12 protein-coding genes and 1 pseudogene are annotated in these 17,336 nt (G+C 38.9%); 3 read left to right on the top strand and 10 right to left on the bottom strand.

The genetic code is table 11. The features are described from left to right. Nucleotides 1–159: 159 nt before the first annotated feature. Together BMX63_RS05800 and BMX63_RS05795 are read right to left on the bottom strand one after the other, a co-directional pair. Complete coding sequence (locus BMX63_RS05800; RefSeq protein WP_093132895.1) at nucleotides 160–1,812, bottom strand: peptide ABC transporter substrate-binding protein; 1,653 nt, start codon at nucleotides 1,810–1,812, stop codon at nucleotides 160–162. 84 nt (nucleotides 1,813–1,896) lie between these two features. Further along, the gene (locus BMX63_RS05795; protein ID WP_093132893.1) at nucleotides 1,897–2,823 is read right to left on the bottom strand and encodes a fumarylacetoacetate hydrolase family protein; all 927 of its coding nucleotides are present in this window, start codon (nucleotides 2,821–2,823) and stop codon (nucleotides 1,897–1,899) included. A gap of 205 nt (nucleotides 2,824–3,028) precedes the next feature. Here BMX63_RS05795 and BMX63_RS05790 point away from each other — a divergent pair, with 205 nt between their 5' ends. Continuing rightward, nucleotides 3,029–3,520, top strand: coding sequence for a CarD family transcriptional regulator (locus BMX63_RS05790; RefSeq protein ID WP_093132891.1), 492 nt, complete (start codon nucleotides 3,029–3,031; stop codon nucleotides 3,518–3,520). Nucleotides 3,521–3,562: 42 nt separating this feature from the next. On the opposite strand, the gene BMX63_RS05785 is transcribed toward BMX63_RS05790, so the two are convergent. From BMX63_RS05785 to BMX63_RS05765, 5 genes are all read right to left on the bottom strand, one after another. Then, nucleotides 3,563–4,729, bottom strand: coding sequence for a M24 family metallopeptidase (locus tag BMX63_RS05785; RefSeq protein ID WP_425441457.1), 1,167 nt, complete (start codon nucleotides 4,727–4,729; stop codon nucleotides 3,563–3,565). A 39-nt stretch (nucleotides 4,730–4,768) separates the two neighbouring features. Beyond that, on the bottom strand, nucleotides 4,769–5,755 hold the full coding sequence (locus BMX63_RS05780; protein ID WP_093132887.1) for a cyclodeaminase: 987 nt from the start codon (nucleotides 5,753–5,755) through the stop codon (nucleotides 4,769–4,771). Beyond that, nucleotides 5,752–6,735, bottom strand: a complete 984-nt coding sequence (locus tag BMX63_RS05775; protein ID WP_093133196.1) for a pyridoxal-phosphate dependent enzyme — start codon at nucleotides 6,733–6,735, stop codon at nucleotides 5,752–5,754. Before BMX63_RS05775 ends, BMX63_RS05780 begins: the two co-directional genes overlap by 4 nt. A 170-nt stretch (nucleotides 6,736–6,905) precedes the next feature. Continuing rightward, entirely contained in the window at nucleotides 6,906–8,258 is a 1,353-nt protein-coding gene (locus BMX63_RS05770) for an MATE family efflux transporter (RefSeq protein WP_093132885.1), read from the bottom strand. A gap of 89 nt (nucleotides 8,259–8,347) precedes the next feature. Continuing rightward, a complete protein-coding gene (locus BMX63_RS05765; protein ID WP_093132883.1) occupies nucleotides 8,348–9,286 on the bottom strand; it encodes a 1,4-dihydroxy-2-naphthoate polyprenyltransferase in 939 nt (312 codons plus the stop codon). A 205-nt stretch (nucleotides 9,287–9,491) separates the two neighbouring features. Here BMX63_RS05765 and BMX63_RS05760 point away from each other — a divergent pair, with 205 nt between their 5' ends. Further along, nucleotides 9,492–10,880: a hypothetical protein gene (locus BMX63_RS05760; protein WP_093132881.1), complete on the top strand. Its 1,389-nt coding sequence runs from the start codon at nucleotides 9,492–9,494 to the stop codon at nucleotides 10,878–10,880. Between the two features lie 160 nt (nucleotides 10,881–11,040). Here the strand turns inward: BMX63_RS05760 and purU are convergent. Together purU and BMX63_RS05750 are read right to left on the bottom strand one after the other, a co-directional pair. Then, nucleotides 11,041–11,935 (bottom strand): annotated as a pseudogene (gene purU / locus BMX63_RS05755) (formyltetrahydrofolate deformylase). A gap of 304 nt (nucleotides 11,936–12,239) precedes the next feature. Next, on the bottom strand, nucleotides 12,240–14,399 hold the full coding sequence (locus BMX63_RS05750; RefSeq protein WP_093132879.1) for a type IA DNA topoisomerase: 2,160 nt from the start codon (nucleotides 14,397–14,399) through the stop codon (nucleotides 12,240–12,242). 271 nt (nucleotides 14,400–14,670) lie between these two features. On the opposite strand from BMX63_RS05750, the gene BMX63_RS05745 reads away from it, so the two are divergent. Then, entirely contained in the window at nucleotides 14,671–15,849 is a 1,179-nt protein-coding gene (locus tag BMX63_RS05745) for an MDR family MFS transporter (protein ID WP_093132877.1), read from the top strand. Between the two features lie 62 nt (nucleotides 15,850–15,911). Here BMX63_RS05745 and BMX63_RS05740 read toward each other — a convergent pair whose 3' ends face one another. Next, the gene (locus BMX63_RS05740; protein WP_093132875.1) at nucleotides 15,912–17,312 is read right to left on the bottom strand and encodes a sigma-54-dependent transcriptional regulator; all 1,401 of its coding nucleotides are present in this window, start codon (nucleotides 17,310–17,312) and stop codon (nucleotides 15,912–15,914) included. Between the last annotated feature and the right edge of the window lie 24 nt (nucleotides 17,313–17,336).

Here is a 17,336-nt window from a genome sequence, read left to right as displayed (position 1 = left end):
CGTAATGAAACATAACCATCCCCTCCAATAATAAAAATTCCAGTAATGGATTTATTCGCTAAAGGCTAGGTTTTTCCTTTATTTGCAAAGACCCGATAACCAAAAAAGAAAGCACATACCATACCAAAGGTACATGCTTTCGTCATTTGTTCGTTCAAATTATTCCATATAGGCCCACTTATATTCATATTCTGCACCGAAGTCATTTCGAATAACACCTTTTAACTCCGGTGAAATCAGTTGAGCTTTTCCTTGTTGATATAATGGTGCAATAACGCCATCTTCAAATATAATTTTTTCAGCCTCAAGTAATGCCTCGAAACGCTTGACTGGCTGCTGAGCTAAATCGGTCACACTACTTTGGACTAACTGATCATATTCTGAATTTGAATAACCGGTTTCGTTATTTCCACCATCGGTCAACCATAAGTTTAACCAGCCATACGGATCAAGGTAGTCAGCCCCCCATGATGAAACGGCCATATCATAATTTAAATTTGATTTTAAATCAAGCTGTTGTTCAAATGGAACCTGTTTCAACGTAATATCAAGACCTGGCAGGTTTTGTTCCAATTGATTGGCAATAAATTCGTTCATTACCTTTCCTGTTTCCGTATCGCCTGATAAAAATTCAAGCTCAACCTGGTCTTGTCCAATCTCTTTTAGACCTTTTTCCCAGAACTCCAATGCTTTCTCTTTATCAAATGTAACCATATCTCCATTGATATCGCGGAAATCTTCACCGGTTTCCGGATGAGCCGCAAAGTCACGTGGAACAGCGCCTGTTGCAGCAATGGCACCGTTATTCAAAATTTCATCAACTAAAGCTTGTTTATTAATCGCACGACTGATTGCCTTACGAATATTTACGTTTTGAAGTGCTTTCTTTTCTGTTTGATTAAATTTAATAAACGTTAAAACCGGCTCGGTTACCGTTGAAAAATTCTCGTTTGACGCATAGATATCTACATGGTCAGATGATAGGTCAACCCGGTCCAGCTCTCCTTTTTCATATAAATCAACAGCACTTTGTGGATCCTTAATCACGTCAAACGTAATCTCCTCTAATTGTACTGTATCCGCATCCCAGTAATCAGGATTTTTTTCTAAAGTCCACGAGGTAGAAGTACTTTCCCAATCTTTTAAGACGAATGGACCATTCGCAAGTAATGCATCTGAATTTTGAGCATAGTTATCACCTTGCTCTTCAACAAAATCTTGATTTAACGGTAAGAACGTACCAAATGTTGTTAAAGACTCGAAATAAGGAGTAGGATTTTCAAGTGTGACTACTAATGTATAATCGTCCTCCGCTTTTACGCCGAGTTTCTCAGGCTTCATTTCATCGTTACTAATAGCTTCAGCATTCTTAATTACACCACTCATCATATATGGTCCATATTCAGACCCGGTCTTAGGATCAACTGCACGCTGCCAGGCATAGACAAAATCATGCGCTGTAACAGGATCACCATTCGACCAACTTGCATCTTCACGTAATTGGAAGGTCCATGTTAAGCCATCATCGCTTACTTCATGCGTTTTGGCAATTCCCTCCTTGATTTCTCCATTCTCACCCAGACGATATAAACCTTCTGTTGTAGCACTTAAAAATTGAAAAGCATATTCGTCTGTTGCCATAGATGAATCCATAGTAGGAATGGTGTCTCCATTACTTAAATGTAAGACTTGTTCATTGCTGCTTTCCCCTGTTTCGTCTGGATTGGTGCTATCATTACCCGAGCACGCAACCAGTACCATTGTTACAAAAAAGCCTAAAGCTAATAATAATGACTTCTTTGATGATTTCATGTGGTTTCCTCCTTGGTTGTTTCTTGTTGTTTAGTAAAATAGGCACAAGGAAAATTATACATATCTATAAATTATTTTGCATTATTATTGCCTTACATTATTCTCTAAAACACCAACTTTTTCAATCTCGATTTTTATATAATCACCATGTTGCAGATATTGGGGTGGATCCATAGCCATACCGACTCCATCTGGTGTACCAGTAAATACAATGTCCCCAGGCTGTAAAGTTATTAAACTTGAAATAAATTCAAGCAAATAGGGAATAGTAAAAATTAAATGCTTCGTATTGGACCATTGTCTTTTTTCACCATTCACAAATGTCTGGATGTCCAAATGAGAAGGATCTGGTAGTTCATCTGATGTAACCATCCATGGTCCAATAGGTGTGCTATGATCTAACGTCTTCCCTTGAAGCCATTGAAGGGTACGGTTTTGGAGATCCCTTGCAGAAATATCATTTCCAATGGTGTATCCGGCAACATAATTCAGCGCCTCACTCTGTGTAATATGGGATGCTTCTTCTCCAATAACAAGCGCAAGCTCCCCTTCATAATCCAGCTTATTCGTCTGGGAAGACTTCACGATATCCTCTTCTGGTCCAATAATCGCATTTGGGAATTTGGCAAAGAGCACCGGATAGTCAGGAATATTACTTTTCATTTCTGAGACGTGATTACGATAGTTTTTTCCAACACAAATCACTTTTGCTCCTGGCTTCAGAGGCGCCTTTAGTGTAACTTGTTTTCGGTCCAGCATAACCTCATTTATACCGTGATCAATTACATAAGAAAGGGCATCTTTCGTTCTTTCAACTGCTATTTTCCCCAAAGTTAAATAATCGCCTGCAGAAGCCGGTAATAACTGATCTGCTCTTAAAGAGCCCGCTTCTTTTTGATATGTAAGAAGGGAACGATAAGCTTCATTTACATCTACAACCCAATCCTTATACAACACACCTACTCGACCTTGACCAAAAGTATGGTTAGGCTGGTATAAAACGATTTTCAAGATAACTCCTCCCTCACTCTTTTTTTACATAACCCTATCCTAAGCGGTCACCCTTGTCAATCACTGTGCGAATTTTTGGACAACTCCTTAGTTTTTTATCATAAAATCATTGACATTAGAATAGTATGGTGGTAAAATATAAAATTTTGTCATTACAAAATTTTGTGTTATAATATTGAATATGACTTAACCTGGGGGTGTCCAATTGTTTAATATTGGTGATAAAATTTTTTACCCAATGCATGGTGCCGGTGTAATCGAAGCCATTGAAGAAAAAGAGTTTACAGGAAAGAAGCAGCTATATTACGTCATGAAAATCCCCACTCAGAATATGAATGTAATGATTCCTAAGGGAAAGGAAGATAAGCTTAATTTACGAAAAATCGTAGACTCTGATAAGCTGCAAGAAATGCAAACCGCTTTGACGACTGATGATGATGAATTAAATGTTCATCCCAATCAACGACATCGACTTTACATGGAGAAGATAAAAAGCGGAGATATTATTGAAGAAGCAAAAGTTATACGAGATTTAACCAAAATAAGCAGGACAAAAAGTTTGGGAACTGCAGACAAAAATATGCTTAGTAATGCTCAACAGGTGTTGATCAGTGAACTTGTTATGGTGAAGGAAATAGACGAAAATAAGGCTCATGAATTTTTGGATGAAGTCATGAAGCAGGGCTTTGGAGCTTAAAAGAGAGAAGGGTGGAGCTGTCTCGAAAAGGAGACAGCTTTTTTACTTTATAAATAAATCCCTTGAGAAATTCGCAAATGTTTCAATCCCACTATCTGTCACGGCAAAAGATTCACTGATTTCGATACCAAAATCATCATACCAGATGCCAGGGATGAGATGAAATGTCATATTAGGTCGTACTATTGTCTTGTCTCCGGATCTTAAACTGGCCGTATGCTCTCCCCAATCCGGCGGGTAGCTTAATCCCATCGAATAACCGATACGTGAATCCTTAATAAACCCATATTGAGCAACAGTCGTGCGCCAAACCTCTTCAATCTCCTCACATGTTACTCCTGGTTTAATAAAGGCTAGCGTTTCCTCAATACCTTCATTGACAACCTTCGCCGTATCCTTTGCCTTTTGACTGGCCTCGCCAATAACAAGGGTTCTCGCCAAAGGAGCATGATAGCGTTTATAACAGCCGGCAAGCTCGATAATGACATAATCACCTTTACGATAGGATTTGTCAGACCAGGTAATATGAGGAGACGATGTGCTTTCACCTGAAGGAAGAAGCGGGACAATGGAAGGGTAATCACCACCGAATTCTTCTGTCCCCCATATTTGGGTATAATAAACATTCGCGACTACTTCATTTTCCCGAATCCCTTCCTGAATTTGCTCGACTGCGGTTTTCATCGCTTTTTCCACCAACTTACCTGCTCTTTTCATATAACTGATTTCCTGATCTGTTTTTATCAGTCTTACAAAGTTAACCAATAGGGAGGAATCTTTAAACGTAACATGGGGAAGTCCTTTTTGAAGCTGTTCAAAAGCCTTAGCTGTAAAATAATAATTTTCTTTCTCAACACCTATAACACATTGACCTAGCCCTTTTTCTGTTAATATACATGCAATTTCATCCATTGGGTGTTTAGTAATGGCATGAACATAGTCATCAGTATAAGAAAATATATTTTCATGATCGAGCCAGCTAGTTGTCTTCGCTGAGTTGGCATCCTGCTTCCGGCCAATCCAAAAGGGCTGATCCTCCTCAAGCATAACCACAAGCATTTGGTGGACATAAAACGACCAGGCATCATAACCTGATAGATAATTCATATTCGATGGATTGGTAACCAGTAATACATCAATACCTTCTAAAGCCATTCTTTCCTTCGTTCTTTTCATTCTTTCTTTATACTCCATAATCGGGAACATCAAATCCCTCCTCTGATTTTTTCTTGATGATGTTTTGGAGGGTTATTCATTGGCAATCTCTATACCAACTGGATGATTTTCCAGTTCCTGATAGGCGAATAAAGCAATAGCTGTATCCTGTATTCCAGTTCCAGTTAAATCACATATGGTAATCTCATCATCTGAAGCGCGTCCGGTTAAATGCCCAGTTACTACCTGCCCAATCTCCGTTACCTCTGTCTGGTCAGCAATGGCGCCATCTTCCTTGGCATGATGAAGCTCCCCAAGACGTAAACATTGATGTTTTACGTCACAAATAATCCGATCCACATTGGAAAATATGGTAGAATCAATTTCCTGTTTATGTTCCGCATCCGATCCCATCGCAGTAATATGAAGACCTGGATGAAGCCAATCAGCTTGAATCAATGGGGTTTCCGCTGGTGTTGTCGTTACCACCGTGTCACTTTGTCTTACTACCTCTTCCACCGTTGGGCAAATGATTACCTCGGCATCCAGCTTCTCCTCCATATCCTGCTTAAAACGATTGGCCTTCTCCTCATTTCTCCCATATACATACAGCACCTTAAAGTCACGGACCTGCTTTAAAGCCTCCATTTGAAAGCGCGCCTGATTTCCTGTTCCAATTACACCAGCTTCACTCATTTGTTCTTTCGCAAAATACTTTGCACTTATGGCACCAGCAGCGGCTGTTCGCACATCAGTCAAGTAGCCATTATCCAAAAGAATAGCTTGTGGGAAACCTGTTTCTGTACTTAATAAAATCATCATTCCACTACCGCTTGGAAGCCCAAGCCTTGGATTATTAAAAAAACCGGAAGACATCTTAATAGCAAACTGATTATAGCCTGGGATATAGGCGGTTTTGAGATCAACCTCGCCGTTGTTTTCAGGAATATCAACCCGCATGATAGGAGGCATTTCAACCTTTTTAGTTATAAGGCTCGAAAAACCATCTTCAATAATTTGAATGACATTCTGATTAAGTTGAACCGTTTCTCTTAGCTCGCTCTCTGTATAAAATTTCATAAACAGGCCCCCTTTTTATCATTCAATGGTTGATTTCGTCTCTCTTTTAAAGCACTGATGTCACCGTTTTTTCCACTAATAATTAATACGATAGAATCACCAGGAAGCTCCAATTTATTTTCCAATAAAGCTGCAGCACCAACTGCTGCAGCTCCTTCTACCATCACCTGTTCCTTATATACGAGATGCGACATGCCCGCTTCAATCTCTGGTTCAGAAAGTAAAACGAGCTCATCCATCAATTCTCTTACCATTCTTAAGGTGAAACGATTATTAGCCCCAATCCCACCTAACAGACTATCTGCCATCGTTTTGGTTTCTGGTACATCGACAGGGTAGCCCTTCTTTAAACTTTCGCTCATAGCGGAAGCGCCTTGAATGGAGACACCTGAGATACGAATCGTTGAGTCTACACTTTTTAATGCTGCTCCAATACCCGCTAACAACCCACCTCCTGATAAAGGAATAATACAATGATCCATTTCCGGTAAATCCTCCAGGAGCTCTAACCCAATTGTTCCTTGACCGGCAATTACTTCCTCATCGTCAAATGGGGGAATAATGGTCATTCCATATAATTTCTCTAACTCTTTACAACGTTGACCTGCATCATTCTGACTTTCTCCAACAACCTCTAAATCAGCACCAAATCGGGATAATGCATCAATTTTTTCCTGTGGTACCCCATTCGATACACATACCACAGCTTTGATTCCCAAGGATTTCGCTACATAGGATACCGCTAATCCATGATTTCCCGTTGAAAAGGTAGTAACCCCTTTTTTGCGTTCTTCTGTAGACAGAGTGAGAATTTTATTGGCTGCCCCTCTTAGTTTAAATGCCCCTATTGCATTAGCTGTCTCAAGCTTCAGATAAACTTTCTTTTTTGTCAGATTAGATAGGGTATGAGACTGAAGGAGCGGGGTTTTTTGCACAAAGGATTTAACTCTTTGTTTTGCCTGCCAGATTTTTTTCGGCATAAACGGTTCGGACTGCACCAAAGTATTCAACTCCTCCTCTTTTAGACCATCTTGAATAGGCAGTATGATAACCTTTTTAAAGACCATATGACTGTATATAACATTTCATTCGCACAAAAATGAAAAAATCCTCCCTTTTTTGTGATTAGAGAGGATTTACCACTATATATTTAAGCGTTGTTCTTATTTTCTTTAAATAACTCTTTCTTTCTCCATCCGCCAAACCGAAAATACAAAAAGGCAAATAAACTGCTAAAGACAAAGCTAACGCCCATACCTAATGCAATGCCGTGATGACCGAATAAGGAGGAAAAAAGATTCGTGAGTGGATAACGTAACACCCAAAACGATATGATATTTAAGACGAGCACCTGGTACATTGCACCTGATGCACGAACAATTCCATTCAGGATAAAATTAATACCTAAGAACGGATAGAAAAAGGCAACAATCTTTAAGTAATCACTGCCAAATTGAACCGCTTCTTCCTCTTGAATAAAAAGACGAATCCCAAATTCCGCCATCCAAACGAGCAGAAAGGCTATGATAAGCATGAAGGCTAGATTATAAATAAATCCATATTTGGCAATTTGGTTAACACGCTTCCACTTATTTACACCTATGTTTTGTCCGGCCATACTATTTACCGCAGTTCCCAAAGCTTGTGCAGGCAGCATGAGTACACTGTCTAATCGCTGAGCGGCACTAAATCCTGCAACCACCCCTTCACCAAAGGATGTGACTACACTCATAATCGCCGCTACACCTGCAGAAATGACTGACATTTGTAAACCTGAAGGGATACCTAAATGTAAAATAAGCAGTACTTCCTGCTTCTTTGGTACACTTGGAACAGTAAAAGGAATCAGCTTTCGTCTAAGCACAAAATACAATCCATAGAGTAACGCAAACCCTTGGGAACAAACAGTAGCAAATGCTGCACCACTAACCCCTAAATCGAATACGGAAATAAAGAACGGATCAAGCACAGTGTTTAAAATAACCGCCATCAGAACAAACCGTAACGGAGTACGGCTGTCTCCCAAAGCCCGTAAAGCTGTTCCGATAAAGTTATATCCTAATAGGAACAAAAACCCTAATGAAGTGATTTGTAAATACGTTTTGGCTTCACTCATCATTCCATCCGGCGTTCCCATCAATGTTAAAATCCATTCCGCAAACACAAATCCGATGAAGCCTAAAAAGAGTGACATAACAGTCAGAACAACGACAAAGGCATTCAAATACCTTTTCACACCTTCTTCGTTATCCCTTCCTTTTTGCTGAGATAAAACCGTTAAAGTAGCATTATTAATCCCTATAATAAACGATAAAATCGTGAAAATAATCGTACTCGCAACAGCCACAGCTCCAAGGGCATCCGCCCCCATTAAATTTCCAACCCATAGACTATCAATGAATTGATAGGAGGTTTGCAGTAAATTGGTAAAAATAATCGGAGTGGAAAAAAACAATAATTGTTTTAAAATACTCCCCTGTGTAAAATCCTGTTGATTCCTCATAAAAAGACTCCTTTGTGTGAAGTACTTCCCATTATATTAAAAAAGAGGATGCCCCATCTATAGGTCAACCTCTTTTTCGTCCCTTCCGTTTAAACAAGGGTACTGATAAATAAACCGGCTGTTAACAATAGTCCAAAAATCGTGTTGGTCTGGGCAGTTGCCTTCATAGCCGGAACCATTTGTACAGGTAGCTTCTTATCAATAAATTCACGATATGCTTTCAAAGGTTTAGGTAAGCTAAGAAGTACTACCAATGGCCATGCGGAAAGGATTCCCGCCATCACAAGACCGATAATCCATAAATAGGCGGTCGCAAACAAAATACCCAAAAAGGTTACAGCTTTTTTATGTCCTAGCAAAATCGCTAACGTTTTTCTTCCGGATTCCTGATCTCCTACACGATCTCGTATATTATTGGCCATATTTATCGCACCAACTAAAATCGCAACAGGGATAGAAACCAAAATACTCTCAATGTTTACATAGCCTGTCTGAATAAAAAAGGAAATAATAATAAATGCCGATCCCATACACAGGCCTGCTAACAGTTCACCTAAAGGCGTTGAAGAAATAGGAAGAGGGCCACCGGTATATAAATAGCCAATTCCCATACCGATTAATCCAACAACAGCCAGCCACCAAGAACTTGACATACAAATGTAAACACCCAGTAAAAGAGCAATACCGTAGGAGGATAGCGCTAATCGTATCACCGTTTCAGGTTTAAATCCATCACGTACAATAGCTCCCCCGATTCCGACTGATTCCTCATTATCCAGGCCTCGCTTAAAATCATAATATTCATTAAACATGTTTGTTGCAATTTGGATAAAAAGACAAGATAAAAGCATCGCTGCAAATAAAAGTACAGAGACATCACCGTAATGCATGGCTAAAACCGTCCCTATTAAAACAGGAACAAAAGATGCGGTCAAAGTGTGCGGACGTGTGAGCTGCCAAAGAATTTTTCCGGTACTTTGCTTTACGACCTGTCCATCATCATCTATAAATTGAGATTTTGGATTCATTCCTCTTCTCTCCTTAATGAATTTTCTACAAACTATATATTATCACATATTGGACGAATTTTTGTCTGATACCTTTCGTTAAATTTATCCTTTTTACAGTTAATTATTATATGTGATGGGTCTAAAAAGAATAAAGGAAAATCTATGGTTCGTTCATAAGAGGGTAAATATGATATAGTATACATAAAGCGAAGGAGGAATTTGTATGCCTACTTTAATATCGATTAATCACCAGAAACAAAATCACAACCTGGAAGTAAGCCAAATGGCCATATACTTTCAGAGCAAAATTGTCGAAGCCTTTGATGATGAATACACCTATTACTTGTTTTTCTACAAAGATCAATATCTTACATATGTTAAATCTCCACAATTGAAAAAAGGCTCTTTTGTCAATCAGGCCTTTTCTTCAGGCATAGTGTTCTCTGCCCAGCACCCCTTAACGGAAGCCTTCCTGACATCCGAAAAATCATTCCGTAAACATTCCTTTTCACAGGTACTTAAGAAAAATGAACAAAAATATACACCACACGAAGCAGGGTTGATTGCCACATTTTTTGATGCCTTTATCGATGAGGAAGAACTCGTTTCGTATCTGAAGGAGTTGTTTTATCGCTTTAGAAGAAATGGGCAAACCTTTTTAAGCTATCGATTCATTCAGCTCCTTTTAGATGTATATCCAGATCATACGTGGGTTCAGGATTTCGCTAAAAAAATGGAATTCCAAAAATATGCGGATTTATATGCAAACCCTACGCATGACTTGTTTAAAAAAGATCCTTTATTCGCTGAAAAGACCTTCTTTCTAAACCTGCAGGATGACTCATATTATGAAAACCTCTATTCTCTTCTGAAACAGGAAAATCGCTGGATTGATTTACTTGCCATTACCATTAAAAAGTTCTCCATGAACCCGACCGATACACAATATCGTTTTCTTTATTCCATTCTTGAGGAACACCTAACAAGCGGCCAAATTGTAAACCTATTAGAGTCTCTTCTTGCTTCGATTGGCGATTTCAAACCAATAGTCCAGGATGTTGTGAAATTGTCCATAACATTAAACCAGCCTCATAAAATTGTGGATATTATTTCCACCCACTCTTTTACAATCCCTGAATCGGAAATACCATTGATTGAATCCATGCTGGACCAAATCGATGTTTACGCTAAAAATATCAAAATCGAAAAATTGAACCAGCTCCTTCCTCACCTCTATAAGTCTGATTCGATGCGATTAGAAAAGCTACTGAATAAATGCGTCAATCAGCTTCTCTTACATCACGATTTATCCTATGTAGCAGAATGGGTTGAACCTGTAAAATCCACGCATCCTGAATTACCAATCTTATGTAAAATCAATCAAATGCTGCACATTCAAAACGACCCTGACCAACAGCAGCTTTTAGGGGAATTATACTTTCAATTCGAGCATTATAATCAGGCTATAGAATGCTTTAGCTTTGAAATGGAACTGAAGGAAAATGACCCGAAACCTGTAAAATGGCTATCAAAAGTATATCAGGAGCTGGGAATGCAGGAAGAATCAAAAGCCTACCAGCAGCTGTATAAAGATATACAAAAAAGAGCTTAAAAGCTAAAATTGCCCGTTCATAAGAGGATTTCTGCCCGTTCCCATATCACAGTCCAAAATGGATGAATGGATGATGATAAAACTTATATCAGCGGACTTGATTTTTAATGCATTCACAGGAGACACACGCAAAAGTAATAGCGGGTGGAGATTTTATCTTCTAAAACACGATTGTCTTATTCTGATGGACAAGAATCCGGTCCTCTAAATGCCACTTCACAGCTCTGGCTAAAACACTTCGCTCAATGGACGTACCAATCTTTTTCAGATCCTGAACCCGATCCCGATGATTGACCCGCATTACATCCTGCTCAATAATGGGCCCTTCATCTAAATCATTGGTTACATAATGTGAGGTTGCGCCGATTAATTTTACCCCCCCGCTGATACGCTCGTTCATATGGCTTAGCTCCAACAAATGCCGGTAAAAAAGAGTGATGGATGTTAATTATTCTGTGCTCATATGCTTTGACAAAATCGGGTGTTAAAATTTGCATGTATCTTGCCAGTACAATTAAATCAATCTGGTACTCCTCCAAAAGCTGTAATTGTCTTTTTTCGGCTTCCTCACGATTTTCCTTCGTGGCTGGTATGTAATAAAAAGGGATGTCTAAAGACTCAACAGTAGTCCGGGCATCTTCATGATTACTAACCACTAAGGCAATATCGGTCATCATATCACCTGTTTGCCATTCCCATAATAATTCCCGCAGACAGTGAAGCTGCTTCGATACAAAAATAGCGGTTCTTTTTAGTTCATGGACAAGACTCAAATCCCAATTCATTGAAAATTTGTCCGCAATGGATTGAAACCGGGATTGTAAATGCTCCTTTTTTGCTACCAAATCAGGACATTCAAATTCAATTCGAATAAAAAATGTTCCACCTTCAGGGTTGGTTGAATGCTGATTGGAATCGATTATATTGGCGTTGAACTTATATAAAAATTCAGATATAGCCGCAATAATGCCCGGCTGATCCGGACAGCTAATAAGCAATCGTCCCCGGTTTTCTTGATTTTCCTGATATTGCTTAAGCTGTTGTTGAAATTCCATTACTCTCTCCTCCTTTTCTTTGAAATGACTTTGGTATGAAGGGTAAGGCCCTACCGCTTTCTTTGTCCAGCTGCGGCTCCTAGATCCAAGCAGACATATGCTTAATCCCCTACGTGGTGAAAGGCACACCACTCCGGGTATTCTGCTTATGCTGTTGGATCTGACCAGTCGCCTTCGCTTTTCTCTGTCCAGCTGCGGCTCCTAGATCCAAGCAGACATATGCTTAATCCCCTACGTGCTGAAGGGCACACCACTCCAGGTATTCTGCTTATGCTGTTGAATCTGACCAGTCGCCTTCGCTTTTCTAACTAAACTCCATTTTCCATGAGTGGTAGTCGTTGTCGGGGTTTTTTTCGTATTTTAGGTAGGCACTGAACTTTTTGCCTTTTTTGCTTGTCAGGCCTTTTACGTGTGCTCTTCCGTTCTTGAGCAACGATTTAACCATGGTTTTCGTTGGTTTTTTCTTCATGCTTGCTAAGTACTTGTCCTTTTTCCATATAGCAAATGTGCAGCCTTTTTTCCACCTGCTGCAGCTAAAGGCCATGTATGTATCAACTACATTCTGACCACAAACCGGGCATTTCCCGAGAACTTCATTGCTCTTTTTTGTTGATTTTACTTCATTGATTGTCATGTTCTCTGCCTGCTTTATTTTTTCGACGGATTCGGATGTAAAAGAAAAAACCAGATTTAAAAACTTGTCCTTTTTCACCTTGCTCTTCTCAATATCAGATAACGTTTTTTCCAGGCGTCCTGTGAATTCCAGATCGAACAGTTCCTGGATTGGAAAGGATTCTACCAATCTTTTTCCTAACGGTGTGCAAAGGAGATTCTTTTTATCAGTTTTGATATATCCAATATCCTTTAGCTTCTTGATCGTTTCTGCTCTTGTTGCAGGTGTCCCAATACTGAAGCCGGCTAAAATACTTCCTAACATTTCTTCATCATCTGAATCCTCTTCATCTTTATAACTCTTCCCACAGGTTTCCATAACTTTTAAAAGCGTCTTTTCCGTGTGACGTTTAGGAGGCTTTGTCATATGAGAGGATACTTTTGAATCGGTAATAGAAACCTGGTCATTCAGTTTAACCTTAGGAAGGAGGATGTCCTTAGATTGAATGTGGTCCACTTTTTTCCACCCATCAATCCATTGAACCTTCCCCTTAGTTAGAAAATATCCTTTCACTTTATCTGTGTCTGGTTTTGTTTTAAGTATAGTTTGTTCAGATTCTGCAATCGGCATAAATTGCATAATAAAACGATTTTTAATTGCTGTATATACAATTTCCTGATCTCTTGTAAGCTGCTTAGGTTTCAGGTATGTAGGAATAATTGCACTGTGACTCTCTACTTTTTGATTATTAAAGATACGTTTGGATTTTTTAAATTTGATTTCATCTCGATAAGAAAGATTTTCTGAATGTACCTTTAATACCTTAGCCGTTTTACCTGCCACACTTTCATCAAGGGCTATACTTGACGTTCTGGGATAGGTAATTAGTTTTTTCTCATACAAAGATTGAGCTACTTTTAGGACTTTATCACTGGACCAGCCTTTATAGCGGTTGGTAATAAAACCTTGTAAGTTAGATAGATTGAATAAATAAGGCGGGAACTCTTTTTTCTTTTCAACTTGCTTATCTATCACTTTAGCCCCCTGATTACTTAACGCTTCCTTCATTCCCGTTAAAAATTCCTGCTTTTTGAATTTTTCCTGCTTATTTTCCATATACGTCCCTTCGTACTTTTCTCCATCCTTCGTATGAAAGGTTGCTGTAAGTTTAAAGTATTCCTCAGGCTTAAACTGTTCGATTTCCTTATCACGATCATAAATAATTTTCAGGGTTGGCAGTAAAACACGTCCAATATTCAGCGCTTTTCCCTTACCCTTTTGATATTTTAAAGTGGCTACAGACGTAAGATTGATTCCGATTACCCAATCAGCCCATTGACGACTCATACCCGCATCCAATAACGGGCGCAGCTCCTGGTTAGACTTGAGTCTAGTCATACCTTCTTTAACTCCCTCAGGTGTCCACTCATTTAACAGCAATCGATAGACTTGTTTTTTGGGCTTTTGTTTATAGATAATACTATCCCCGATTAATTGTCCTTCACGATCATAATCGCAGGCAGAGATAATGGCTTCTACATCTGGCCTTTTCATTAACTGATGAACAGTTTTGAGCTGTTTCTGAACACCCCAATCCGGATTGGAGCGGTTTTTAGGGTTACTCTTTACTTTATATTGGAATTTAGAAGGAATGAATGGGAAATTTTCCATCTTCCAACGGGCCATTTTGGAGTCATAATCTTTGGCATCGTAGAGCTCAAGTAAATGTCCAAAGGCCCACGTAATGATATAATTATTTCCCTCATAATAGCCTTCCTTTTTTGCTTTTACATTTAGGGCATCAGCGATATTTTTCGCAACAGATGGTTTTTCTGCTAAAATCAATTGCATCGTTCCTCACTCCGTATTTAACTAGACATCGCTTGCATATTTCTTTCATTGTATAGCTATTTTACATCCTCGTCCATTTCTTAACGAATCGTTATATAGTCAGAAATGTGATAAAAATCACCTTTTAGATAATATGAAAACTTAAATATTCCATATCATTTTTCATTATTCCTGAAAATTTATGATTCAGCTAAAAAGATTGCATTTCCCTCCAAATTCTATTAATATTCTCTAGTACTCATTTATTTACTACGAAAAAGGTTGGATACTTATGCCAAAGCACATCTGGATATTAATCATGGGGATGGCTATTAATGTAACGGGAGCTTCGTTTATATGGCCATTAAATACAATCTATATGCATAATGAATTAGGGAAATCTCTGGCATTTGCAGGGATTATTTTAATGTTTAATCAGGGATTTGCGATTTTAGGAAATCTAGTAGGTGGTACCCTTTTTGATAAACTTGGGGGATATAAAACCATTATGCTGGGTATCTCGATTTCCATGACATCAGCTGCAATTCTAGCTTTCTACAATAGCATTCTCCCCTATATTATTTTGTTAATGACCATCGGATTAGGCTCCGGCATGGTCAAGCCAGCCATGTTTGCTTTAGCAAGCTCTGTTTGGCCGGAAGGAGGCAGGCGTGCCTTTAACGCCATATATGTTGCACAAAATCTGGGTGTAGCTTCGGGCGCATCATTAGGTGGATTTTTTGCCAGCATCTCATTCTCCCTTATATTCGTTGCAAATGCTGTCACATTTTTAATCTTCTTTCTTATCGTCTTATTCAAGTTTAGACCGATTGAGGAAAAGCTGGATACCTTTGCTTACACAGGCGGTATTGATCAAGCTGAAAATATCAAAGATCAATCCTCATTTCGTGCATTGATTATTCTAGGAATTGGCTTTCTCATTTGCTGGATCGCTTATTCTCAATGGCAATCCACGATTTCCTCCTACACACAGGAGTTAGGTATTTCCGTCAGTCATTATAGTGTTTTATGGACGATAAATGGGGTATTAATTGTCGCAGGACAGCCGCTTGTTAAATGGATCACCAATCTCATCCCTTCGCCAAAGGTTCATATTTATATGGGAAACGTTATTTTCCTATTATCCTTTACGTACATGTTATTTGCCGAATCCTTTGCAGCGTTTGCAACAGCAATGGTTATCTTAACATTAGGAGAAATTCTAGTTTGGCCAGCCGTACCAACATTAGCCGACCAAATAGCCCCTAATGGAAAATCTGGATTTTACCAGGGGTTAATTAATAGTATTGCAACAGCAGGACGTATGGTAGGGCCAGTTCTTGGCGGTTTGGTTGTAGACCAATTTCATATCCACTATTTATTCCTTGGATTGATGTTCATGTTAATCATTCCATTTTTTACAACCTATATATATGACCGTAAGCTTTTAAAGCAAACCATTACGGCTTAATCAAAAAAATCCTCTACGGGAAAGCGCGTAGGGGATTTTTTTAAGAGTTTCATTCTTCTTTTTTATTCTCTTTCCAGGTCAATAGCATACTTCTTCAATTTATATAAGAGGCTTTGTCTTGAAATGCCAAGTTTTTCTGCAGCTCGTGCCTGATTTCCTTCTTCAGATTTTAATGCTTCCTCTATGGCCTTGATTTCCACTTGTTCGATATGGTTTGGCAGAGAAAAATCATCGTCCATTTGAATAGTAGTGGTCTCCTCCTGTTCTTCTTGTACGCCATCTTCAAAGTAATGGACAATTTCCTGAGGAAAATCCTGTAAGCTCAACTCACCATCTGTGGTTAAAACGACCGCTCTTGCTATCGCATTTTGCAGCTCACGAATATTTCCCGGCCAGGGATATTTGCAAAGCTTTTGAATCAATTGATTAGATATTGAATAGGAGCGTTGATATTCTTCTTCATATTCAGATAAGAATCGATTAATGAGACCAGGAATATCCTCTGTACGTTCTTTTAAAGGAGGCAGTTTCACTCCGATAATATTTAACCGGTAGTATAAATCCTCTCGGAATTCTCCAGCTTGTACCATTTCCCATAAATTTCGGTTGGTTGCGGCAATTAACCGTACATCGGATGATACCTCTTTAGAACTACCTAAAGGAGTAAAGGTTTTATCCTGTGTAAATTGGAGCAATTTAGCCTGTAAGTCAATCGAAATTTCCCCAATTTCATCTAAAAACAGGGTTCCTTTATCCGCTGTTAAACATAACCCTTTTTTCGATGAATCTGCTCCGGTAAACGCACCCTTTTCATAACCAAACAGTTCACTCTCTAATAGATTCGATGGAATAGCCGCGCAATTTACCTTAACAAAAGGCCCTTCCTTTCTGCGACTTTCCTGATGAATAGCTCTTGCGCATCGGGATTTCCCTGTTCCACTCTCCCCTTCCATAAGGACTGTTACATCCTGAGGAGCTACTCGCTCTATTAAGTCAAAAACCTCGATCATACTTTTGCTTCTCGTTACCATGCCATGAAGCTGAAATTTATTCTTGACGGCTGCTTTTAATTCTTTATTTTCAAACTGAAGGTTCTGCCATTCTATCGCCCGTTCAATAACAACTTTTAACTCTTCAGCTTTTATCGGCTTGGTAAGATAATCGTAGGCTCCCATTTTCATCGCCTTAACCGCATCTTCTATATCACCATAAGCTGTACAGACAATAATCGGAATATTATAGTATTGGGATCTCCAGCCTTCTAAAAGCTTTAAGCCTGTTGTGTCAGGCAATAATATATCTAACAGAATAATATCGACTTCCTCATGATTCATTTTATGAGCAGCCTCTTCACCACTAGCAGCTTCAATTACTTGATAACCTGATTTTTCCAAAGTCACCGTTGTCAGTCGCCGAAATTTCTCATTATCTTCTACAAACAAAATGGTTTTTGGACTACTCAATCTTCATTCCCCTTCCTCGATAAA

Origin of the sequence: Salinibacillus kushneri, assembly GCF_900111405.1 — a bacterium.
GTDB lineage: Bacteria > Bacillota > Bacilli > Bacillales > Alkalibacillaceae > Salinibacillus > Salinibacillus kushneri.
The sequence above is the reverse complement of the archived record's forward strand: the minus strand, read 5'-3'. Positions and strand labels throughout refer to the sequence as shown.

Excerpts from the sequence above, each read along its gene's own strand:
- BMX63_RS05800 (WP_093132895.1), bottom strand. The coding sequence starts at position 1,812 with ATGAAATCATCAAAGAAGTCATTATTATTAGCTTTAGGCTTTTTTGTA.
- BMX63_RS05780 (WP_093132887.1), bottom strand. The coding sequence starts at position 5,755 with ATGAAATTTTATACAGAGAGCGAGCTAAGAGAAACGGTTCAACTTAAT.
- BMX63_RS05775 (WP_093133196.1), bottom strand. The coding sequence starts at position 6,735 with ATGCCGAAAAAAATCTGGCAGGCAAAACAAAGAGTTAAATCCTTTGTG.
- BMX63_RS05770 (WP_093132885.1), bottom strand. The coding sequence starts at position 8,258 with ATGAGGAATCAACAGGATTTTACACAGGGGAGTATTTTAAAACAATTA.
- BMX63_RS05765 (WP_093132883.1), bottom strand. The coding sequence starts at position 9,286 with ATGAATCCAAAATCTCAATTTATAGATGATGATGGACAGGTCGTAAAG.
- BMX63_RS05760 (WP_093132881.1), top strand. The coding sequence starts at position 9,492 with ATGCCTACTTTAATATCGATTAATCACCAGAAACAAAATCACAACCTG.
- BMX63_RS05750 (WP_093132879.1), bottom strand. The coding sequence starts at position 14,399 with ATGCAATTGATTTTAGCAGAAAAACCATCTGTTGCGAAAAATATCGCT.
- BMX63_RS05745 (WP_093132877.1), top strand. The coding sequence starts at position 14,671 with ATGCCAAAGCACATCTGGATATTAATCATGGGGATGGCTATTAATGTA.